This window comes from Pseudomonas cremoris (assembly GCF_014230465.1).
The window spans coordinates 1-21493 of sequence record NZ_JAAXCY010000022.1; the positions used below are offsets into that span (position 1 = coordinate 1).

A 21493-nucleotide genomic window follows, 5' to 3' on the forward strand; every position below is an offset into this window, starting at 1 on the left:
ATAGGAACGGCGTGTTTGCTGCATGAAATACCCGCTTAAAAGGATAGAACTGGTGCCCACTTAAATTAAGTGCACACCATGTCTTGCCTTTGCGAGGACGGGTAGATGACTTGGCCGGACGCATACGGCCGTCCTGCTTACTCACCGCCCCCCCCAGAACAACCGCACACAGAACAACCGCCAGGATCGAATCTGGGTGCTTGAACCGAGAATGGGGCGGCAGGGAGAAATGCACTGCAGGCGGTGGTTTGAAGCCAAAAGAGTGGAGCTTCACGCGTCAGCGCTGACGCAGCGGTAGCCTTGGCTTTTCTTGATAGCTGAGAAAGGAAAAGGCCACCCTTTAGGGGTGGCCTTTTCACGTACTTCATTGCCCTTGGATCTTCAGTGGTGCTCTTAACCTGCTGACGATTAAGCCCAAGCGCCTACACCCTCATAGTACACAACGTGTGAGTTGGGTGTCTATCCCTAGTGAGGGTTTTTGGCCTGGCAGCTTCCAAAAATGCATGGTAGTCGCCCAGGTCTCTGCAGCGCTAGGTTGGCCGGGTAGACGTGGCTCGACTAGGTCGCTGCCGCACCCATCGACGTAGGATATCTCGGTAGCGGGGCAGCCCTTCCTGCTGAACGCCCCTAGTCTTACCTGCGCTGGTTTCACGCTTGGCTAGGCCCCAATTAGAGATTGGAGGGGCAGCCAAATACGTCGTCGCCCTAGAAGACACCCCGCCCCACACTCAAAGTGTGACCAACCTTTACCGGGTCTCAAATGAACGAATCTTCGCCAGCGCACGGCTGATTGGAGCGTTTTCCACGCCTGCCGGCACAAAGATATCGTCCTCAGGCTGAATTGCCGAAATCTCCTGGTCGTTTTCATCGATCTCCCAGGCATGAATGACAATTACGCCAGAAGTTATTAGATGGCTAACAAGCTTCCCTTTCGTGTTCACCGTAGCAATATGACACTTCTTGTGCACTTCGTAATCTTTCAAAAATCTTTCAATATTCTCAGAAGAGTTCGGGGTCATAGTATGAAGCCTAGAGAGTGCCGTTTGGATCCTCGAAGACCCATCATCAGAACGATCAAGATTACTTGTGACGGCCACGCGATAATGCGCTGGGTTCTGCCTGCTAATGCCTCGTATCAATGCGATGCGCAGTGCATTATTGGGATCTTTATCCCCGATGGTTTTCGCGATATTTTCGAATATCTTATGCCCAACAGCGGCATTCTCGAAGCCGAACATCAACACTGGAATTTCGCCTTCGCATGTTTGAAAGCCCAGCCCCTTCCAGCCGGCTTGATTCCACAGGCTCTCTTGGATGAGAGAAACAACTTTTAGCTCTCGATGCTTCATTGTTGAAAACTGAAACGGATGTTTTGGACGCTCTTCAGGCACATCAGACTTAGGCCGCCAATCCATGGGCTCTATATTGTGGTGCTCAAACCAAGTCACACGCCGTGTTGGCTTGTGCAATTCAAGGGTAGCTTCCTGATGAGACCCGATGCCAGGGACGGCATCACGCCCCATGAAATAGCTGTCCAATCCAATATTGCAGTTGAAGACGACTGCTCGTTCCAGGGCTTTGTCGTCTCGAAGCATCTCTTCGAATTTCGACCAGCCAATTTGAGGACAGATGGTGGACACAAAGTGAAGGCAGAATTCACTGTAAAATTGCCGGATCGTGCCTCGTTGTTCATCGGTCAAATTGGCGATGCTGAAAGGCGAGCAGAGGATTTCTGCAGAGGTTACCTGCGCAGCGGTGTCGAAGCTGTGCCGCAGTATGAAGTCGTCCTCATCTTCCAGCAGGACATCAATATTCACGGCGGGCACTGTAGCCGCTGCATGGTCTGCCATCATCGGTGCGCAGAAGCTCTCCAGTACAGCCAGCAATTGCTGCGCTAACTCAATGCATGGAGATTTCACCGGAAAAGACACAGACACCTTACAACCGAGGATATATGAGCTTATGGTCGTCCAGCGATCCAGATACAGGTCGAGTGGGGCCACCGGGGCTCCCATATCAATACTGCGCCACATGTTCATAAAGTTAAGATCAATTGGCTCATCCTCAGGCCCCGCTTTATCTTCATGACCTAAGCAAACTAATAGCGCATCTGCACTGAGCCCTAGATCCAGTTGATTCAATTTGTCCGGCAGCCAGGCGATTCTTTCAACGTCTGTAAAATTGGCGTTGAGAAATAGCTTACCAATCAGAACCTCATAATTCATTTTCTGATTTTCTGTCCACGGACTTTCATCCAGCGTTTGAGAGATCAGTTGAGCTAAGTGATACCAGGTCAAAGACTGGCCCACGCGACCTAGCTGACCTTCAATCCACATGAGTCGTTGGTAAATAGCAGCTTGCTTAGCACTGCTTCGCTGTTCCTTCAGTGCGTCAGTGGTTACCACGTAGGCTGCCATCAACGCTGCTCCTCGCGCAGCCCAAAGCAGGCCCTGCTTGTCGTATGCATGCGACAACATATACAGGGCAGCGAAGACTTCTGCCTTGCTTTCACTGCTATACAGCCCATACAGGGATAATCCGAAGCACTTGATCGCCCTGTAGTAGTCCTTTTTATCGCTACTCAGCGCTCCTCGCCTCAGGTACTTATCTGCCTTAATCCGGCTGTTTTCCCGCGCACCGGCATCATCAATGAGCTTATCCATGAGATCTTCGTAGGCCTTGAGATCTCCGAAGGCCACATCGAGTGCTTCGAGCAAATTGACGAAACGAGCCATAGGGTAGCCAATCAGCTTATGAGCACTATCAGCGATTTCGCTCAAAGACCGGAAGGTGTTGTTGGCTTGCTCCTCATTTTCCGCAATCAGCAGATCTAGAAGCGCCAAAGAGGTCTTGGCTTGCAATGCCCCGCTGACCATATCCGCGTTAGCGGCTATCGAGTTCAATCTCTCTCTAATAGTGGTTTCTAGGGAGTCCACATCGAGCGTGCACTTACCGTCTCGATGACTAGTGACCATCAAATTGAACAACGTTACGACTTTCTCCCACACCTCCACGTTTTCGGTCTCTTGAGCCACGCCGAGTGCTTTCTCAAACGTTTCCTCAAAGAGTTCCGCATTTTCCAGCCACCAGTACGCGGCCCAGGTCAGTTGGTAAAGGGCATCGAAATGCTGCCTCTGGGTACCAAACTTTTTCGCCGTCCGCACAGCGATATTGAACTGATGCTCGACGGCAACCGCATCCCGTTCCAGCTCTTTGTAGATGATGGCGCGCTTGGTGTAGAGATCGACCTGAGAGAGCGTCAAATGACCAGGGTCTTCGATCTGCTCGATCTGGCGCTCGATCGCAGTTAGCTGGATTTGCTTGTCAGCATCGAACGGGCCAATCTGAATCTTGCTCTCAATATTGCCTGTGAGACCTAAGTAATCGATGGCAAGATGCTGATTCTTGGGTTGTAGCGTTTTATCAAGCAGCCAGGTTCGATCAAGGATAGTGACCTTGACGTCATACTTTTTGGAAAGCTCGTCTTGCAGCTCCGCTCTGGAGCTGTTCTTGATGAAACGGCTGGTGACACAGAAGATCTGGACGTAGCCACGCCCTGTCGACATGACGCTCTCGACGTCCTTCCTGCATTTTGCCCTCCAATCTTTCTGGGTGCTGACACCGAATGCCCATCGCTCGGACTCCGGGGTCTCGTTTAGCCCCCAGAAAAAGGCGATCTGGCTGGAAACAGGGTAGGTCTCGGTATCGGTTTTTCCGTCTCCACCCGCAGTCGGGCCAGTCTGAGCAACCAGGTTCGGACAAATTTCCCGTTCGCACAGTTTCCGTACGAAGATCTCGAACTCAAGCTCTTGGCTTCGATTATTCAGAGTCTCAAAATGGTACTCCAGCATGGAGCGGTCGATGGTCGACTCTTGTAACTTCACAGAATCTGAGAACTGTTCCGGACGCCTCGCTCGCAGGAAGTCTTGCGGCTTAGGGCCAGCGATCTTGCTAGCCGATTGTTCCTTTTCCATCATCCACTCCTGAAATGACCAATGGCATCGCCCGGCCACCACCGACACTTGGCCCTGGGTCAATAAAGGCTCGACGTCATCGTGTTGGTCTTTGGTTCACGACGCTGCGGGGCGCCCACGCAGACATGGCGGGCGGGCGATCGTTTGTATCAGCCACCGGCTCGAATCTGATGGCTTGCCAAATTTATGGGGCCGGCCTTTCGGACTGCCAGAAATTGCAGCTGAAGTTATTCAAGCCACCGCCGTAGGGACTAGGCCTCACCGCGAACACTTCTGGTACAGCATCCCCATCGCCGCCATCGCGGAAGAACTCTCTCATAGAAAAGAGCGCCTGGGCCTTCAAACGCTCCCATTCTCGGTACCGACTGTCTTCAAGTTCGCTCTCTACCTGAGCGGCGCTGGGTTTGCGCTTGGGCACTGGCAAGGTGTAGCTGGGCTGAGGAGAGAAGTCGTAGACGAATGTCAGATGCCCGTGCTTCCAGTCCGCAGACGGCGACTCTCGCCAGCGAAACGACACTTGCACCGATAGTCGCTTACTGAGATGGAAAGGCGGCCTAATCTGATCATCAATAAAGAACAACTCACCCTCTTTACGCTCAGTTTCGAGCCGCCCTTTCATCTGCTGCAAAGCGTGAATGAGGTCATTGCCGGCATACAGCGCATCTTGCCGAGTGCGTTCGCGCTTGGCATGGGCCCTGGCCTTGCTGTACTCGGCGATCGCTTGTTGAAACGCATTAAGCTTGGCACCCACGTAAGGGCCACAATCACTAAGCCCAAGGCCATGAATCGGCCCCATGCGCTCTTCATCCAGGCACTTGCGCACTGCTGCCCGAAGCACCGTCTCGTCGACGTCGCTGATTGCAGCTTGCTGATTACTGGGCAGGTTAATGTAGGTCATGACCAAAACTATCCTTGTGTAATGGGCCTTGCTACCGCCTTATCCAGGCCGACCCTGCCGGCAGGATGGCACCATATAGCATGACTGAAGGACGTGGCGAAGCCCATTTTTGAAAAGGTCGCCAGTAGCTCGCGCCATACGCCGTGCAGGTAGATGAGTATGACTGGCGCAGCTTTCTTCACGCCGGACGTAGGGCAGCGGAGCACCAGCAGTCGAGCTCAAAACTTGATTTCGTGAGAGGTCGGACGGGCCTGGTAGAGCACACATCTCAGAGCAACGTAGGCCTGAAGGCGCGTGTATAACGCCCAAGAACAAATGGTGGCGGCAAAGCTAGCCATCATAATGCCATGCCAGCTTTGCGGCTAGCAGGCTCTGGCGTTCGACCGAGTGGGATCCACGGGCCCTGGTCACCGTATCTGCAACCGGTGCAGGCCTTGCTTCGACTGCAGAAACCCACGTAGAAACTCGCGGCCACCTTCATCCAACATTCCCGTAAGGCTGCACTACCTCTGTAAGGAATCTGAATGCTGATCGAACTTGATTTAAACACCAACGACGCAGAAGCGCTTTTGCGCCACTGCAGTGAGCACCGGCCAAACTGCGGGGACTTTCGAGAAGACGCTCGCCTAAGCGAAGCAATGGAAACGCTTGCAATTGCGATCAAGGATGCCATGAACCCCATGGAGGCGAAGGAGGCCTTAGATCATCAACTGCTGGATGCGGCGATTAGGTTGTTCGGCGCTAAATCGACCGCTATTGAGTGGCTTTCGAAACCAATGCCAGCACTGGGCCTACAACGTCCGATAGATGTTCCCCTCGAAGAAGCGTTGTCGCTCATTGGGCGACTGGAGCATGGCTTCGGCGCGTGAGGAATCTTGTAAGAGCTGATCAGCCATTTCTAATCGCTAATTGAGAACTCCGGGATGTGAAAGATGCGAGCTTCTCGCTGCCTCCTAGGCCAGCCTACCTGAGCGTCCTGGAGGCCAGTACTAGCCAGGCCATCTCTGAAACCTGTAAACCAATTTTTTTACGTGTAAATGGCAAGGGTTTACAGTGTAAAAATATGGTTTACAGGTCGATTGTCGGAGGGTAAGTCAGGTTACTCGCCTTGCGCTCGGAAAGTCACGGCGACACACGCTTGCAGACGCCTGTTGTCTGACACGGGTGTAATTTCAGACGGACTGATCCCAGCAAAAAAGCCCTATTGGTTTGACGTCAAAGCGTAAGCAGCAGCCTGCGGCTGCAAAGGAAAGCGATTTCTCCTTGGCCCCCGGCCCACCCACTCCAACCTCAGCTTCACACCAGACCCTCAAACCGTGTGATCTAGAAGCCGTAAATATCAGACGTAAAAGCCAGTGGGATCCTGTGAGAAAAGCGGTGCCTGGGCCACTGCCGCTTTTATCTTGCTCTCAAATATAAGAACTCCGTCTCGCTTAAAAATTTTCAAGAGGGGGGGGTGAAAATAAAATGGACATTGCCGACGAACGGTAAATAAATTGCCTATTTGTCAATCTGAGTTTTCACTCAAAAATCCTCGAAAACCTATAAAAAATGCTTTAAAACAGGCGAAAACGCTAACATTTATGAGTTTCGATTCACCAAATGCGAATTTTGATCGCCTACAACCGCGTCCAGTAGCAGATACATTGGCCATGTCGATCATTTGTAACCGTCCGGCCAACTCACCTTCCTATCCACAATTGCTGGGACAAAAATCAGCAATCCTCCCTGGGTCAATTTTCAATCGGCAGGATGGGTCAGTTTTCAATCAGCGCCAACAATCAAACATCTTGCCTAGCCAAAAGGGCCTTCAGATCGCTTGCATGCAGCTGCTCTTGATGCCTATTGATACCATTGGCGCTGATGCTATAGGATCAGATCAGGAGATGGCATTCCTCCTTTAACCGCCTTCGTGCTGATGATGCCTACGTGAACCCTGGACAGGGTGCGTAGGTGCGTCTCCCTGTCCTCCATTTTAGGACAGGCTATGATCTTATCCTCCGAGTTTCCTTTTTCTTTCGGCGCGAGCCGCTTACCAGTTAGTCCACTCAGGTCTGATGAGGTGGGCTCGCCATGCTGAAGTCTTTAATGGTCATCGCCGTTGGCGCTTCACTTGGAGCCTGGTTGCGCTGGATATTGGGCATGAAACTGAATGCTCTGTTTCCTACGATTCCCCCAGGTACTGTGGTCGCGAACATGGTTGGGGGCTACATCATCGGCCTGGCCATCGCCTTCTTGGCCGCTTCTCCTACCCTCAGCCCAGAGTGGCGTCTCCTGATCATCACGGGTTTCTGTGGTGGGCTTACCACCTTCTCTACATTTTCAGCCGAAACGGTTGCCTTGATTCAGGAAGGCAGACTGGTCTGGGCGCTTGGCTCAATTTCGTTGCACGTTGCAGGCTCGTTAGCGATGACCGCTGCGGGGCTTCTGTCCTACCAAATGATTGGTACTCGCTGAGGAGATAGAAATGAAAGGCTATATGGTCGTTTTCTTCACCCAACAAAACCGTCGTTATCAGGGAAAGATGCTAGGCGAATGGATCGTCGACGTGGCTAAAGAAATGGGGTTGCGAGGCGCCACGCTCTGCACCGGAATCGAAGGGTTTGGGCACACAGGAAAACTGCATTCATCGCACTTTTTTGAGCTGGCGGATCAACCCACGGAGATTCGCTTGGCCATCACGGAAGATGAGGCAGAACGATTGTTCAAACGATTGGACTCTGAGGAAATATCGGTGTTTTTCACGAAGACGCCAGTCGAGATGGGCACCCTTGGAAAAATGCCCTCCAGCTCAACACCCTCCACAACTTCGGAGCTATGAACATGAGCTACGCGGACATCCCAGCTGGCAACGCCATCCCCGATGACTTCTTCACCGTTATAGAGATTCCTGCAAACCACTCGCCGATCAAGTACGAGGTGGACAAGCCAAGTGGGCAGATCTTTGTCGACCGCTTCCTCAGCACACCGATGTTCTATCCAGCCAACTACGGATTTATCCCGAACACGCTGAGCGACGATGGTGATCCGCTGGACGTCCTGGTGGTTTGCCCTTATCCCGTCTCACCTGGTGTTGTCATCCGTAGTCGCCCGGTTGGTGTGATGTACATGACTGACGAAGCCGGAGCGGATGCCAAGGTGATCGCAGTGCCTCACGAGAAACTTAGCTCATTGTACACCGACGTGAATGAGTGCTCAGACCTACCTGCGTTACTCCTCGCACAGATCCAGCACTTCTTCGAAAACTACAAAGCATTGGAGCCGGGTAAGTGGGTGAAGATGGGGCGTTGGGGGAGCGCGGATGAGGCGCGGGAAGAGATTCGCAAGTCGGTAGCGGCGTATATCCCCAAATAGGCTTACTCCAGATTCAAATGCCACTGTCGTAGGATCGCGCTGAGGTGCGTGCATTTATGCTGGGCCTCAGTTGCTTCAATCATCAAATATCCGAGGAGCCACACACCTGTAAAGAAGGATCGATGCTCGCTCGCCTAGTGAGGCTATGTGCTTGGAGCGCGCTCCTGCGTTTCATGAGCGAGCCCGTGCCGGGGAACACACTGACGGCTGATTAAGGCTCGGTGTAAATCGTTACAGGCTATGTGCCCTGCCGTGCTGGTAAACCTCGGATGTTAAAATAATCGCTTTGGATCAAAGCGCAAGGACACTGATGACTCATAGTAGAGCTCCCGCAGAAACCCCTAGAGCAGCCGCGATTCTGGCTCGCTTCCTATCGTCGGAATCCGCTGGCGGTCTTGTACTGATGGGCGCAGCACTCGCGGCCCTAATCGTGGCGAACTCGCCTCTCTCGCAAGGTTATTTTGCCGCCTTGCACAGTGTCTGGTTGGGCATGTCTGTGGAGCATTGGGTCAATGATGGCCTCATGGCCATCTTCTTCCTGATGGTCGGCCTAGAGATCAAAAGAGAGGTTCTGGCAGGTGGGCTTTCCACTTGGGGCCAGCGCGCCCTGCCGGGGTTTGGTGCTTTAGGTGGCATGGTTGTGCCTGCGCTGATCTACATCGCAATCAACTGGGGTAATTCTGAGACTTTGAAGGGGTGGGCTATCCCAGCCGCTACCGACATCGCATTCGCCTTGGGCGTCTTGTCGTTGCTGGGGAAGCGAGTCCCTACGTCGCTGAAGGTCTTCCTCGCCGCCTTGGCGATCATTGACGACCTGGGTGCTGTAGTCATCATTGCCTTTTTCTACACCTCTGGTCTTTCCATGCCGATGTTGCTGGCATCGCTCGCAACCCTGGCCATTCTGATCGCAATGAATCGATTGGGCGTCAGACGATTGTTCCCGTATCTGCTGGTAGGTGGTGTGCTGTGGTTCTTCGTGCTGCAATCGGGAGTGCACGCCACCCTTGCAGGTGTCGCTGTAGCGCTGTGTGTTCCAATGGGTAAGCCTGAAGAAGAAGCCCGGTCTCCACTGCTGTTCCTAGAAGAAAAGCTGCATATGTGGGTAGCGTTCGCTGTGGTGCCGATTTTTGGCTTCGCCAATGCGGGTGTTTCATTGGCCGGTATTTCGATGGAAAACCTAGTCGATCCGGTTCCGCTGGGTGTAGCGCTCGGTCTGTTGGTGGGCAAGCAAGTTGGCATTTTCCTATTAGCTGCTCTGGCCATTCGTATGGGCTTGGCCAAACTGCCGGAAGGCAGCAATTGGGCACAGCTTTACGGCGTTGCGCTCTTGTGTGGCATCGGCTTCACCATGAGCCTGTTCATCGGAAACCTGGCGTTTGCTGGATCAGCTCACCTGATCGACGAAGTAAAAGTCGGTGTGTTGATCGGTTCGACCTTAGCTGCAATCGGTGGAGTCCTGATTTTGCGACGCAGCGCTGGGCCCGCCATTGTCGCCGCCACGGTCTCTAAATAAGCGTAAGCGAGCCGGCCACGGAGTTTCTCCCTGACAGAAATCCTGTGGCTGGAACATCGTCTCGCGAAGTGAGGTCATCGTGCTTTACGCCACAAGCTGCTGAGATAGCCCATCAAAGGCTGATTGGCGGCATCAACTCGGACACAACTTTTTTCAGCATGAACGTTTCGCGCTGAATTGACTGCCCCATCGATGACTCCTGACGCTGCATCACGGCTTCATTATGCGTTATGGCCTCATGCAGGTTGATCCAGACAGGCCGCATACCATTCGCGATTTCGTGGCTTTCCATTCTCACGGGCTCTAGCTGGGGCGCTACTTCGCATTGATAAAAATGCGAGGTCATGTGCATCAGATCGTACTGTGGCTTCCAGTAGGGCCGGTACTCCTCAATGTAACCGTAGTGCTGGAGCACCTGTATTTCACGGGCGCCAGTCTCTTCCTCAAGCTCACGCTTCAAGCCTGTGACAATGTCCTCGTCACCGTCAAGGCCGCCGCCAGGAAAGCTGAAGTCGTTATAGCGCTCGGTAAACAGCAACAGGATCTGCTCATGCCGCATCACGATGCCGCGTGCTGCATGTCGACGGAATACTCTGCCCTGCTTTGATGTGAGCTCGGGGTGAACAATTTCAGTTATGAGTTGCATGTGCTCTCGTTACGGCAAGATCAGTTAGTCATCGCCCAGGGTGGCCACGGCATTTCCGCAGTTCTGGAAATACTGTGGCCAGTGGCACTGGCTCAGCGAAGCAGCAATACGGGAAAAGTGGATGTTCGCAGCATCGTCGTGGTCGTGCTGCCTACCAGAAATTGCCTGATGCGTGAGTGCCCGTAACTGTCGGTTCTTCCCCGCTATTGCGGATCAATTCCAAGGTGTTGCGAGAGGTGCCGCATTCGGGGTTGTGGTAGATCGTGATCTGGCTCATATCGCTTCCTCGTGCTGACGTTAGATGGAGCGCTGGTTGACGCGCTTGGACAGGTCTTCGGCGGACTCTTTACGCTCGGAGTACCGATCAACCAGATAATCCTGGCGATCCCGCAACAGCAGGGTGAATTTCATCAACTCCTCCATCACGTCCACCAGTCGGTCGTAGTACGAGGACGGCTTCATACGGCCTGCTTCATCGAACTCGGTGAACGCCTTGGCCACGGAAGACTGGTTAGGGATGGTAAACATCCGCATCCATCGGCCAAGTACCCGTAGTTGGTTAACCACGTTGAAGGATTGAGAACCACCACAGACCTGCATCACAGCAAGGGTTTTGCCTTGGGTAGGTCGTACAGCGCCCATCGCCAGCGGAACCCAGTCAATTTGGGCTTTGAATACCGCACTCATGGAGCCGTGACGCTCAGGGGAGCACCACACCTGCCCCTCAGACCATTGCATCAGCTCGCGCAGCTCAGCGACCTTGGGATGTGTATCGGGAGCGTCATCCGGCAGCGGGAGACCTGACGGGTCAAAGATCTTGGTTTCGGCGCCAAACTCTTCCAACAAGCGCGCTGCTTCCTGAGTCACCAGCCGGCTGAAAGAGCGCTCTCGCGTCGATCCGTACAAAAGCAGAATTCGAGGCTTATGAAGCGAAGGCGTACGAGGTGCCAGTTGCTCCAACGAAGGAATGTCGATCAGGTCGGCGTGGACGTTCGGCAATGTGTCTTGCATATAAACTCCTACGGCGACGCCAGGTTGGGCACCGCCTCGGTTGATCTCTAAAGTGAACCGATGCGACTCAGTTCAGCTTTCAACTGTTCAGCGCTTATGGTCTTCAGTGGAAGCGCAAGAAATGCGCTCACGCGCTCGTGAATTTTCACGAGTGTGGCTTCAAACGCAGCGGTGATCTCGGCTTCCGACCCGCTAGCCTCAGACGGGTCAGCCAGCCCCCAATGCGCCTTCAAAGCTGGCCCAAAGAAGATTGGGCATGCCTCACCTGCAGCCCGGTCACAGACAGTGATCACGATGTCTGGAGGCGAGCCTTCAAAAGCATCCGAAGCCTTGCTGCTTAAGCCCGCCGTAGAGATACCCGCCGCCTCAAGCGTCTGCAGTGCCCTTTGATTCACCCGGCCACTGGGAAAGCTCCCCGAGCTGACCGCTTCTACGCCTTCAGGCGCCAGGTGATTGAACAGCGCCTCGGACAGGATGCTGCGGCAGCTGTTGTGGGTGCACATGAACAAGACTTTCATCAGAAGATTCCTTGATTCAGAAACTGAGGCGCAATGCCAGGGCAGACAAGGTGGCGACGAGGATAGGCAAGGTCAGCACGATCCCAGTCTTGAAGTAGTAACCCCAACTGATCTTGATGTCCTTCTTGGCCAGCACATGTAGCCACAACAGCGTGGCCAAACTGCCAATTGGGGTGATCTTCGGGCCTAGGTCGCAGCCAATGATGTTGGCGTACACCATCGCTTGCTGAACGACGCCATCCACTTCGGCGGCATGAATGGATAAGGCACCCACCAGAACCGTGGGCATGTTGTTCATGATCGACGACAGCAATGCCGTTAGCATCCCAGTACCCAGGGATGCCCCCCAGACGCCATAACCGGCGAATACGTTCAGAATCTGGGCGATGTGATCAGTCAGGCCCGCGTTCTTAAGGCCATAAACGACCAGATACATACCCAGGGAAAAAATCACCACTTGCCATGGAGCCTCCTTGAGCACCTTGCTTGTGTTGATGGCATGACCACGAGCCGCGATGACATAGAGGACGAATGCGCAGACCGTAGCAATGGCGCTGATTGGCACACCCAGCGGCTCAATGACAAAGAATCCGATCAGGAGTAGTGCCAGCACCCACCAGCCGGCTACGAAAGTGGCGCGGTCGTGAATTGCCTCGTCCGGGTTGTCCAGTTGGTCGAGGTCATAGGTCTTTGGTAAATCTTTGCGGAAAAACCACAGCAGCATGGCTAATGTCGCTGCCACGCTGACGATGTTTACCGGCACCATGATCGAAGCATATTCGTTGAAGCCGATATCGAAGTAGTCGGCAGAAACGATGTTGACCAGGTTGGAAACCACCAGCGGTAAGCTCGCCGTATCGGCGATAAAACCGGCTGCCATGACGAATGCCAACGTAGCAGCAGGAGAAAAACGCAACGCCAGCAACATCGCGATCACAATGGGTGTGAGGATTAACGCTGCTCCGTCATTGGCGAACAGTGCCGACACAGCTGCGCCCAGCAAGACGATGAACGCAAACAACTTACGAGTGCTTCCAGCACCCCACCGCGCTACATGCAACGCAGCCCACTTGAAAAAGCCTGCTTCATCAAGCAGCAGGCTAATGATGATGACTGCGATAAACGTCCCGGTGGCATTCCAGACAATGCGCCAAACCTCTGGTATGTCAGCCAGGGTAACGACGCCTGCCAGCAGCGCCACGATGGCACCCAACGTCGCGCTCCAACCTACCCCGAGCCCCTTGGGTTGCCAGATGACGAGCACGATAGTGGCGATAAAGATCAATACGGCAATCAGCATTTCAGTAATCCGGTTGGGGCGTGAATCAGCTGCACACGCCCTGATTGATAGGGCGGTCGTTCATACCGCACAGGCGTTTAGCCTCGGTTTCCAGCCAATGCTGATTGGCGTCTACGACTTCTTTCAAAACCGCAGTTACCCACGCAGGCAAGTCGGGGTTCAGGCGGTAGTACACCCACTGACCTTGCCGACGATCCATCAACAAACCAGCAGAACGCAGCAGGGCCAAATGACGAGAAATCTTCGGCTGGCTCAGGTCGAGTGCCGCCGTCAGCTCGCAGACACACAGCTCGCCTTCGCTCACGACAAGCAGGGAAATTTTGGCTCGGGTGTCATCCGCCAAGCACTTGAATAACGTGGTGGGGTTCATGGGTTCTGTCATAGATCCTCCAGGTGTTTGGTCTTGACCAAAACGAAGAGCTTGATGCGCTCATGGATGTCGTGGAGCGTGTGGCGAAATGCGCCGGGATCATCGCTCGTTACTGGGTCAGAAAAATCCCAGGCAATGACTTCACCTGCACTGGGCATTGATAGGCACTCGCTGGCGGACTTATCGCAAAGAGTGATGACGTAATCGAATCGATCAGCTTGAAACTCGCTGATGGACTTGCTTCGCAGGCCCGCTGTATCGACTCCAACTGCCTCCAATGCCTGAATCGTGCGCGGATCAATCTCAGACGGTTGGGATCCTGCGCTGAAGGCCTCGAAGCGCGGGTCGGTGTGCCGCAGTAACGCCTCTGCAAGCTGGGAGCGGACTGAGTTGGCAACGCACACGAAAAGAACTTTGATAGCAGGGGTCATGACTGGACTCGATGCATATGGAAAATCGAATATACGCTTTGGCAGATATTCGGTAAAGCGAATATGATGACCGCTGCTCAGGCTTGAGCCATAGCGGTCATGCAAAGCAAGGCATAGGGAATGACAGGGTGGAGACGGAGATGATGATCCAGACAATGCAAATAGCCGGAGGGCAATGGCAGCGCTTTCGCGACGCCTTGGAGTCTGCTGACCTTCCATCAGACGATGTGGATCTTCCGAACCGAACCTTTTTCGAATTCACGCGGGATGGTGAGACTGTTGGGTGGGGAGGGTTTGAAACGCATGGGGCAGATGGATTGCTGCGTTCCCTGGTCGTGGAGCCGGCATACAGATCGACAGGGGTTGGAGCTGAAATGCTTCGAGTCGTTGAAGCAATAGCTGCGAAGCAGGGAAACGCTCGATTTCATTTGCTGACAACAATTGCATCAGGCTTTTTTGAACAGCAGGGATACGCACTAACCAGCGAGACTCTGAGCCGCCTCTGATTGGGAATTGCACCTCACTTGACCAATCGTTTGCATTGCACTTGACCACCTGTTTGCATCGGACTTGACCAGCCAATTGCATTGGATCTGACCACTTGAAGCACGGCGTAAGCCGATCAGAACGAGTTCCATGATGGTCGACCTCAATTATCGATTTACGCTATCGTATATCGATAATTTCATCCAGCCTTGTCAGAGATCAGGTATTGACCATGACTAAAATCACCAAGACTGACCGTAGCCCTTGGGCTGTTTTTTTGATCTTCCTCCGCTTGGGGTTCACCTCCTTCGGCGGCCCAATCGCACACCTGGGCTATTTCCGCGATGAGTTCGTGGTGCGTCGACAATGGTTGAGCGAGCGCAGCTATGCGGATCTTGTCGCCCTTTGCCAGTTCTTACCGGGGCCAGCCAGTAGCCAGGTCGGGATTGCGCTCGGGTTGTCTCGATCCGGCTACGCCGGGGCACTAGCCGCGTGGATGGGATTCACCTTGCCCTCCGCAATCGCCTTGATCCTCTTCGCACTCGGCATCGCCAGTTATGGTGATGCCATGCCTGCTGGCGTGCTGCACGGTCTGAAGGTGGTGGCCGTGGCGGTGGTCGCCCAGGCTGTCTGGGGCATGGCGCGCAATCTTTGTCCCGATGCGCCGCGTATTTCCATCATGGCAGCGGCGACCTGCTTCGTGCTGCTCGTACCCTCTGCCTGGGGGCAAGTGAGTGTCATCATCCTTGCAGCCATCGTCGGCCTGCTGCTATTCAAACCACAGCAGGGCGAGGCCCATGATCCACTACCGATCAGCGTGCGGCGTCGCGTTGGCTTGTTCTGGCTGGCCCTGTTCTTTGCCCTGCTGCTTGGGCTGCCGTTGCTGACAGCTGTGTTCCCGAGCCAGACACTGGCGATGATGGATGCCTTCTACCGCGCCGGCTCGCTGGTATTCGGTGGCGGGCATGTGGTGCTGCCGCTGTTGCAAGCTGAGGTCGTACCAACAGGCTGGGTCGACAACGAAGCATTCCTCGCGGGCTATGGTGCGGCGCAGGCCGTGCCGGGGCCTCTATTCACCTTTGCAGCATTTCTCGGTGCCTCGATGAACCAAGCACCAACTGGCTGGCTTGGCGGGCTGATTTGCCTGCTGGCGATCTTTGCGCCGTCTTTCCTGCTGGTGGTGGGGGCCTTGCCATTCTGGGAGCACCTGCGCCGTAACCTGCGTACGCAGGCAGCACTGCTGGGCATCAATGCGGCCGTGGTCGGCCTGCTGCTTGCTGCTCTCTACCAGCCGGTATGGACGAGTGCGATTCATGGCCCGCAAGACTTTGGCCTGGCCCTCGTGGCACTGGTGGCGTTGATGTTCTGGAAGCTGCCGCCGTGGATGGTCGTGCTGGGCAGCGGTGTCCTGGGCGGGCTGTTGAGCATTGCACTGTGAGATACATCGAGTGACCGACAAAGACCTCTACGGCGGGTTGATCCGCCTGCATATCCTGCACCACGCTGCCGAGGCTCCCATCTTCGGGCTGGCCGTCATCGAGGAGCTGAGCCACCACGGTTACAAGCTCAGCGCGGGCACGCTGTATCCGATGCTGCACGGTTTGGAGAAGAAGGGTTATCTGTGCTCGCACCATGAACGCACTGGGCGCCGCGAGCGACGCATGTATGAGATTACCGATGAAGGCCGAGCCGCGCTGGCAGATGCCAAGGTGAAGGTTAGGGAGTTGTTCGGCGAGTTAATCGAAGGACGCTGATGGTCTTAACCGGAGTGCCTGCGACCAGCTACTTGCTTTCATGACCGCACACTGACCGAAAGCAGTGGCCTATTAGCTACGTACGCTTTTGGCCGACTTCTGCCCGTCAAGGCGTACCCGTGCGCCGGTCAAATTCGATGCAAACAACTGGTCAAGTCGAGTGCAACAGGTGGTCAAGTCCATGCAATTACGCATCTGATCTCACAGACGGAGCAGTTCAGGGGGCTTTGCCCTGGCTCGGCTTGCTACATGTGCAAGGCGTTACCATTCGTCAATGGCTTATAGTCTGCCCACCCGATAGTCTGAAAAGCCAGATCGGAAAAATGTGGCAGTGAAGCTCAGCACACAAGACCACGAATCGCACAGTCTCTGGTGCGGCGGCCCTCACTCGATAGAACGCAACGACAGGCTAGATGGCATTAGGCTCGTATGCCGTGGTCAAGCCGTATAATCTCGTCATGGATAATTGTGAGTCCCATAGGTGTGCACAGCACCCTGCAGGGTGCCTGACGGCCTACACCTACTACAGATCTTACGAGCCATCGCTCCGCCTTCTTTCGGCTTCCAAACACTTCAAGTGCGATTGAGAAGACCTGCTCGTAACGCGTTTCAAAACAGCGATGCCTAGCACTCCAGCAGCCGATCGGGGAGCGAACGCATCGCCCGACAATCCTAAGCTCATTCATGCTTCACCCTCTGGTGATACTGGTCTGGTCGCCGCTCGTACTCTGTGCAGGGGGCATCCCGACAGGGCCACCTCGTGGCGCGGCCCTTTAGCTCAGACGCAACGCTTCCATCGAATTGAAGATCTGCTCCCAGCTACCTATCACTCAGCACTGATTGTGCAAAATGGGAAAGATTGGAAGCCCCGCCTCCATTCCTGCGCAACAGATAACCCTTGATACCAACCTGGCCAGGCCCATCCCGATCACACCTTTCTGAGTCGCCAATCATGACAATCCGCCTCTGACTACTGAGCTCATTTCCTGGCCGAACATCAAGTAGATCGCAGATGTGCTGGTAGATGGTCGCTTGCGGTTTCATAACACCAATGCGATAGCTGAAACCATAGGCCCCAAGGTGCGGGAAAATCCTTTCCACTACGGGGCCGTAAGGCATGGCCAGGTTTGAACACACAGCCAGTCTCAGCCCTGCAGCTTGCAGTAGCCCAACGGCCTCAACCGCGTCTGGATAAGGCCGAATGCTTGCCAGTTCCTCCTCCAGGCATTGGTCGAGAAATGCAAGCTGGGAGGGCGAGATTTTGATACCAAAGTACAGCGCAGCCTCGCTTAGGGAAAGGCAACGGGTCATGATCGCTCGAATGTCATCAGCGCGAGGCAAGCGGCCTTGGCGTCGCCCCTCTCGAAGCAACTGTCGAAACGGATGTGTCGGCTGCTGAATCTCGACCAGCGTTCCGAAGGCGTCAAAGATAACGGCATTGGTCTTCATCTGAGTTTCCTTCGCTGGTCACCGTCCGCAAGACAGCCACTCTAACGAGAATCAAGTTCAACAACCAAAAAACTAAGCTATCGAAGAGTAACGCCAAATTTTGAAAAATCATCCACCAGCGTTTTTCGACCCAGCATTTTCGGAAGCTTGAAGACGTTCCTGTACCCATACCACAAAAACATAGGAATAATGACAAGCCCAACTCCAAAGGTTGCCGTTGCAGCAATAATCCCAGCTGGAACCGCTGCTAGCGAAATAACCACACCCTTTACCAAAGTCGACCTTGCAATAATTCGCAGATCATCCAAGTCGCACTCAACTTTCCCACCAGCCTTCTCAAAAGCGACAACAATTACCGATTTCTTTGAGGCATGCTTATAGTACCAAGTTCGCGGAACATCAGTCGCCAAAGCACCATGCTTCACAAGGTACTTCAGCATCACAACCTCTTTGAAATAGAGAGTAGCGCCGTGCTCATCTTCGTATCTAACACGTCGATAGAGAGCGTCTAGATCACCGCTCCCTTGAGCATCATAGTTCTTAACAGTCAATGTCAGTTTCTTTAACTCGGACATGCTTCCTCCCTTAAACACACATTAACTATTAATGGATTAGATGACGGCGGGGCCTAATTAAGCAGGCTGAGACAGCGGCCTCGACAACGCGGGGGCAATCAAGCGGCGGCAGGCAATCGGCTGACCATGACGTAATGATCGTTGCCTGACACTGTCCGCAATAACGCCATGCCTTCGACCTCCGCTATCACCTCACTAGGGGGTGTGACAATTGTCATCCCATCAGCCAGTTGCCCTGAAAGATCGCCATACACATACGCAACGAAACGATCGCCAACTTCAGCTGCATCTACCAGGTACGCGTCCACTAGTGCACCCCAATCATGGGCCTGCGCGATCGCCAACTTAGCTGACACCAGACTGGGCAGTCGTATTACGCCCTCAACCATCCAGTCCTGGGAATTCAGACAACTCATGGATTCTCCATCACGTTCGAATTTGAAACCTACTCACTTACTGAAAAAGCTAAACGACGGCAGCCCAATCAGTCTTCATACACTGACAACTAGGTCTGGCCGAAAGCCAGTTTCTTCGGTGGGATAACCACGAGGATTACTCACAAACCGAACGCCATTAACCACCTCATCCACAGCTTCGTGGGTATGGCCAAAGATCCATAGATCGATCTTGAAATCCATCAGGCCATCCCAATTGTTTCCATAGGCTGCTCGCAAGTGAGGATCGGCTCCTTGGTCACTCACGAACTTCATAAGGGGCGGATAGTGAGTCACAACTACACGCTTACCGTTGAATGGCAGCGATAGCTGGCCCTCCAACCACTCCTTCGTCTCTCGATTTCTCGCGATCAGATCATCAGGGCGCAAACGCCGATACTGTTCACCGACACGGATTGCGCGAAAGTCATTCAGTGAGTTACGAGCGCACCAAGAAGCAGCTACTGGGTCTCCGGTCGCGGCCAGGCTCGTCCAACCCGTAGCGCAGAGAAACTGCACGTCACGGTGTTCTAAAACCTGATTTTCCAATACGTGGACGTGCGCCTCAGCAGCGTCAAGCAGCTTGCTGTGGGTTCGATCTATATTCCCGCTGTAGTGCTCATGATTGCCCATGGCATATATGACAGGCGTGCTGAAGGTCAGGCTGGCCCACATGGCCCCCCTGGACTTCACGTGGATGTCACCGGCTAATACGACCACGTCACAGTCCACCACAGGGGGGACGAAATCGGCGAACTCACAATGCAGATCAGACAGTATATGAAGCTTCATCCCAAGCCTGCTGACGTCGACTTTCTAATAAATTGATCATTCCCTGGCCCGGTCGCTCGGACGCGGCGAAGCTGCCATCAGTAGGCCCACGATAAACGATGATCGCCATTATTGCTAGCTTTCGATATTTATCGACGCATGGCGCTGTGGCCCTATTCTTCGTTTTGAGCGCTCAGCATGCAGAACGAGATAGCAGCAATAGTCCGAGCTCTGCGCGACCTGAGAGGATCAGCTCAGGAGGAGCTTGCCGAGATCAGTTCCCAAGCCAATCTGTCACGATTGGAGCAAGGGAAAACGCAGGTCTCTTTGGTCAAGCTGAGCAAGATCGCGCGCACCCTGGATTTCGACCTCGTGGCTCTCGTCGCGCTATGTCAGGCCCTCCAGGATGGGTCATCACCTATCGATGTCATGGCGAAGGCTTCAAAGGACTTGGAAGGCTTCGTAGCCCAGGGAGGGTTGCAGGGCCTGAAGAGGCATTGGGACGCTGGTGAAGGGCTGGTGAAGCGCACGCGAGGCAAACCCAGCAGCCCAGATCGAATCCGGGCAGTACTAGAGCTCAAGGCCAGTGGCATGTCGAAGGCGGAGGTGGGTCGAGCGCTGGGGTTGCCTGAAGCGACTGTCAGGCGTTACTGGCTCAAAGAACTGCCTGGCTAGAAAGGGAGTTGTGGGGTGAGAGCAGAGAAGCTCTCCACTTTTCCAATTCGATTTAGCGCGGCGGCAGATCCGTGAAGCGCAGCCGGGGATAGATACGCCTTTCCTCAGCGCATTTGGAAATCTGCAAGAACGCTGACAGCAGTGCATCTTCCGAAGGGCAGTGGCGGGTCATGACCTCGAACTCGTTGTAATCGAAGGCTAGGACGCGAATTCCGACCTCATCCATGAATTTCAAAATCATGGCGCTGTATTCATCGTAGTTGTCGATAAAAAGCTCTCTGACCACGACAACTCCCACCAGGGGGCGTGCAGCAAGATCAATGTCCAAGGGCGTGCCGTCCACAAGCGCTAAGGCTGGATTGCCTTCTCGCCTGATCGTTGAGATGGCGCCACGTAGTTGCTGCAGGCCGTTCTTCAACTGACTTATGGCCTTCTTTCGCTTTCTCTCAAGCGTTGTGTTCATCATTGCTGGCGTATTGGGACTGTCCTTCGCCTGCAGCAGCAAAGTCACTTCATCGCCCATCACCACTACGTCAGCCAGCTCCTCGCCATCGGAAACCTTCAAGGGGCCATGGATGATCCGCTCGGAGGTGTATGCGCGCTGGAGAAGATAGATGATGTCCAACTCCTGAAACGTGCCCGGCTCAGTGCGCTCTAACTGCGTATTGGAGAAGCCTTGGGAGCCTCGAAAGTCCTGGCGGGTCAGGTCGGTGATCAAATAGTCCGAGGGGAACAGATCTTCCTGCAGGAACACCGTTGTGGCACGAGCGTCGTCCTCATAGGTCGTGAGGCTGAACCATCTTTCCGCCTGCTCATACATCTTGGGCCAGTGATCTGCTCCAATGGGGCTGAGTGTACCGAGCTCCTTGCGGAGCTGACCAAGCTTCGCCTGGGCCTTACAACTGAACAGCTCGCGGTTGTGCTCGTCGAAAAAGCACACACTGAATTCGTCAGGGAAGCTCTGCAGTGCCTCTGTGAGAGGGTCACCAGGGATGAGTGGGGTTTTGATCAATAGCGGACTTTGTGGGTCATCAAAGCAGGCTGTGAGAAGCGTAAGCCCCGTCGTTTCGCCTGCCTTGTATGGCGCAAGGTAAAGCTTCAATTCACGCCTTTGCTGAGCGGCCAAGATCAGCTCTTTCCCTGCCTTGATTACCAGCACGAAGCCTTCAGGGCCTTCAACGATCCATAATCCACGGGCTAAGACAGCGATTTGCTGAAGCGCTTGTGGCTTCATGATCGTGAGGTACATTTGAACTCCTTGGCGGTTGCCTGATTGCGTCCTGCAAAACCCGAAGCCTAAAGCGATGAGGCGAGGCCTATGCTTACCATTCAAA

The 21493-nt window shown here is 54.1% G+C and carries 23 protein-coding genes, 2 pseudogenes and 1 riboswitch; of the genes and pseudogenes, 9 read left to right on the forward strand and 16 right to left on the reverse strand.

The features are described 5' to 3' along the window. Positions 1 to 746 precede the first annotated feature (746 nt). A complete protein-coding gene (locus HF257_RS32535; RefSeq protein WP_020189850.1) occupies positions 747 to 3974 on the reverse strand; it encodes a hypothetical protein in 3228 nt (1075 codons plus the stop codon). Between the two features lie 184 nt (positions 3975 to 4158). Further along, a complete protein-coding gene (locus HF257_RS32540; protein WP_020189849.1) occupies positions 4159 to 4872 on the reverse strand; it encodes a hypothetical protein in 714 nt (237 codons plus the stop codon). 524 nt (positions 4873 to 5396) lie between these two features. Between HF257_RS32540 and HF257_RS32545 the strand changes: the two genes are divergently transcribed. From HF257_RS32545 to nhaA, 5 genes are all read left to right on the forward strand, one after another. Beyond that, complete coding sequence (locus tag HF257_RS32545) at positions 5397 to 5741, forward strand: antitoxin Xre/MbcA/ParS toxin-binding domain-containing protein (protein WP_020189848.1); 345 nt, start codon at positions 5397 to 5399, stop codon at positions 5739 to 5741. 1004 nt (positions 5742 to 6745) lie between these two features. Beyond that, a riboswitch (Fluoride riboswitch) is annotated at positions 6746 to 6807 on the forward strand. Positions 6808 to 6945: 138 nt separating this feature from the next. Continuing rightward, positions 6946 to 7329, forward strand: a complete 384-nt coding sequence (crcB, locus tag HF257_RS32555) for a fluoride efflux transporter CrcB (RefSeq protein ID WP_017337059.1) — start codon at positions 6946 to 6948, stop codon at positions 7327 to 7329. A 10-nt stretch (positions 7330 to 7339) separates the two neighbouring features. Continuing rightward, positions 7340 to 7693 carry a DUF190 domain-containing protein gene (locus HF257_RS32560; RefSeq protein ID WP_020191805.1) on the forward strand — a complete coding sequence of 118 codons (354 nt, stop codon included), beginning with the start codon at positions 7340 to 7342 and terminating at the stop codon, positions 7691 to 7693. Positions 7694 to 7695: 2 nt separating this feature from the next. After that, positions 7696 to 8226, forward strand: coding sequence for an inorganic diphosphatase (gene ppa / locus HF257_RS32565; protein ID WP_042561608.1), 531 nt, complete (start codon positions 7696 to 7698; stop codon positions 8224 to 8226). 310 nt (positions 8227 to 8536) lie between these two features. Beyond that, positions 8537 to 9739, forward strand: a complete 1203-nt coding sequence (nhaA, locus tag HF257_RS32570; protein ID WP_029615511.1) for a Na+/H+ antiporter NhaA — start codon at positions 8537 to 8539, stop codon at positions 9737 to 9739. A 112-nt stretch (positions 9740 to 9851) separates the two neighbouring features. On the opposite strand, the gene HF257_RS32575 is transcribed toward nhaA, so the two are convergent. The 8 genes and pseudogenes from HF257_RS32575 to HF257_RS32610 form a co-directional block, all read right to left on the reverse strand. Further along, on the reverse strand, positions 9852 to 10385 hold the full coding sequence (locus HF257_RS32575) for an NUDIX hydrolase (protein WP_020192018.1): 534 nt from the start codon (positions 10383 to 10385) through the stop codon (positions 9852 to 9854). Positions 10386 to 10477: 92 nt separating this feature from the next. Further along, positions 10478 to 10573, reverse strand: a pseudogene (locus HF257_RS32580) (universal stress protein); the annotation flags it as partial. Beyond that, a pseudogene (locus HF257_RS32585) lies at positions 10570 to 10662 on the reverse strand (arsenate reductase); the annotation flags it as partial. The pseudogenes HF257_RS32580 and HF257_RS32585, both read right to left, overlap by 4 nt. A gap of 20 nt (positions 10663 to 10682) precedes the next feature. After that, entirely contained in the window at positions 10683 to 11396 is a 714-nt protein-coding gene (gene arsH, locus HF257_RS32590; protein WP_020192019.1) for an arsenical resistance protein ArsH, read from the reverse strand. 47 nt (positions 11397 to 11443) lie between these two features. Next, on the reverse strand, positions 11444 to 11914 hold the full coding sequence (locus HF257_RS32595) for an arsenate reductase ArsC (RefSeq protein WP_020192020.1): 471 nt from the start codon (positions 11912 to 11914) through the stop codon (positions 11444 to 11446). A gap of 16 nt (positions 11915 to 11930) precedes the next feature. Then, entirely contained in the window at positions 11931 to 13214 is a 1284-nt protein-coding gene (locus HF257_RS32600) for an arsenic transporter (RefSeq protein WP_020192021.1), read from the reverse strand. A 25-nt stretch (positions 13215 to 13239) separates the two neighbouring features. Then, on the reverse strand, positions 13240 to 13596 hold the full coding sequence (locus HF257_RS32605; RefSeq protein ID WP_020192022.1) for a metalloregulator ArsR/SmtB family transcription factor: 357 nt from the start codon (positions 13594 to 13596) through the stop codon (positions 13240 to 13242). Continuing rightward, positions 13593 to 14015, reverse strand: a complete 423-nt coding sequence (locus tag HF257_RS32610; protein WP_020192023.1) for an arsenate reductase ArsC — start codon at positions 14013 to 14015, stop codon at positions 13593 to 13595. Before HF257_RS32610 ends, HF257_RS32605 begins: the two co-directional genes overlap by 4 nt. A gap of 140 nt (positions 14016 to 14155) precedes the next feature. On the opposite strand from HF257_RS32610, the gene HF257_RS32615 reads away from it, so the two are divergent. The 3 genes from HF257_RS32615 (at position 14156) to HF257_RS32625 (ending at position 16255) form a co-directional block, all read left to right on the forward strand. Further along, positions 14156 to 14521 carry a GNAT family N-acetyltransferase gene (locus HF257_RS32615; protein WP_020192024.1) on the forward strand — a complete coding sequence of 122 codons (366 nt, stop codon included), beginning with the start codon at positions 14156 to 14158 and terminating at the stop codon, positions 14519 to 14521. 212 nt (positions 14522 to 14733) lie between these two features. After that, positions 14734 to 15939, forward strand: a complete 1206-nt coding sequence (gene chrA / locus HF257_RS32620; RefSeq protein ID WP_020192025.1) for a chromate efflux transporter — start codon at positions 14734 to 14736, stop codon at positions 15937 to 15939. Between the two features lie 10 nt (positions 15940 to 15949). Then, positions 15950 to 16255, forward strand: coding sequence for a PadR family transcriptional regulator (locus HF257_RS32625; protein WP_020192026.1), 306 nt, complete (start codon positions 15950 to 15952; stop codon positions 16253 to 16255). A 419-nt stretch (positions 16256 to 16674) separates the two neighbouring features. Here HF257_RS32625 and HF257_RS33740 read toward each other — a convergent pair whose 3' ends face one another. The 5 genes from HF257_RS33740 to HF257_RS32650 form a co-directional block, all read right to left on the reverse strand. Then, positions 16675 to 16941, reverse strand: a complete 267-nt coding sequence (locus HF257_RS33740) for an antitoxin Xre/MbcA/ParS toxin-binding domain-containing protein (RefSeq protein WP_080574935.1) — start codon at positions 16939 to 16941, stop codon at positions 16675 to 16677. Positions 16942 to 17074: 133 nt separating this feature from the next. Next, on the reverse strand, positions 17075 to 17704 hold the full coding sequence (locus HF257_RS32635) for an HAD family hydrolase (RefSeq protein WP_020192027.1): 630 nt from the start codon (positions 17702 to 17704) through the stop codon (positions 17075 to 17077). 77 nt (positions 17705 to 17781) lie between these two features. Further along, positions 17782 to 18279, reverse strand: coding sequence for a hypothetical protein (locus HF257_RS32640; protein WP_185712151.1), 498 nt, complete (start codon positions 18277 to 18279; stop codon positions 17782 to 17784). 98 nt (positions 18280 to 18377) lie between these two features. Beyond that, on the reverse strand, positions 18378 to 18695 hold the full coding sequence (locus HF257_RS32645; RefSeq protein ID WP_020192029.1) for a hypothetical protein: 318 nt from the start codon (positions 18693 to 18695) through the stop codon (positions 18378 to 18380). A 75-nt stretch (positions 18696 to 18770) separates the two neighbouring features. After that, positions 18771 to 19505 (reverse strand): metallophosphoesterase, encoded by a 735-nt coding sequence (locus tag HF257_RS32650; protein WP_020192030.1) that lies wholly within the window; start codon positions 19503 to 19505, stop codon positions 18771 to 18773. 177 nt (positions 19506 to 19682) lie between these two features. Between HF257_RS32650 and HF257_RS32655 the strand changes: the two genes are divergently transcribed. Beyond that, on the forward strand, positions 19683 to 20159 hold the full coding sequence (locus HF257_RS32655) for a helix-turn-helix domain-containing protein (protein ID WP_042561611.1): 477 nt from the start codon (positions 19683 to 19685) through the stop codon (positions 20157 to 20159). 52 nt (positions 20160 to 20211) lie between these two features. On the opposite strand, the gene HF257_RS33405 is transcribed toward HF257_RS32655, so the two are convergent. Beyond that, positions 20212 to 21408 (reverse strand): hypothetical protein, encoded by a 1197-nt coding sequence (locus HF257_RS33405; RefSeq protein ID WP_020190343.1) that lies wholly within the window; start codon positions 21406 to 21408, stop codon positions 20212 to 20214. Positions 21409 to 21493: the final 85 nt, after the last annotated feature.